The sequence below is a fragment of the Bartonella capreoli genome (genome assembly GCF_902813205.1).
Classification (GTDB): Bacteria; Pseudomonadota; Alphaproteobacteria; order Rhizobiales; family Rhizobiaceae; genus Bartonella; species Bartonella schoenbuchensis.
On sequence record NZ_CADDZX010000128.1, the window covers coordinates 1 to 535 of the forward strand.

The 535-nt window shown below is 35.3% G+C and carries 1 pseudogene; it reads right to left on the minus strand.

Annotation, left to right across the window (positions count from 1 at the left end):
* Window positions 1-535: pseudogene (locus J7R05_RS07670) on the minus strand (RNA degradosome polyphosphate kinase); the annotation flags it as partial.

Sequence of the window (535 nt, forward strand, 5' to 3'; positions counted from 1 at the left end):
ATCATTTGATGTACGATAAAGCGTTTGTTTGATTTCCAAAACATCAGGATCACGAGCAGCTTGACGTAAAAATTGCACAACAACATCAAATGATTCATAAGGATGATGAATCACGATATCATTTTTACGAATAGCCGCAAAGCAATCACCCTTATGCTCACGAATACATTCAGGAAAACGAGGATTATAAGGAATAAATTTTAGGTCATTACGTGGAATAGAAATAATCTCCGATACCATATTAAGCGCCAAAAACCCATCAAGAACGCTGATACAATTATCAGGAACAGAAAGGCCTTTCATTATAAATTGGCGTAAATTTTCCGGCATTTTTGCATCAAATTCAATTCGAATAACTTGCCCGCGACGGCGCCTTTTAAGAGCAGTTTCAAAAAAATGGACAAGATCTTCAGCCTCTTCTTCTACTTCAATATCACTATCACGAATTATCCTAAATATACCAATTCCATCGACCTTAAAACCAGGAAATATATAATTCATGAAAAGGCTAATAACGTCTTCAGATGCAATAAAA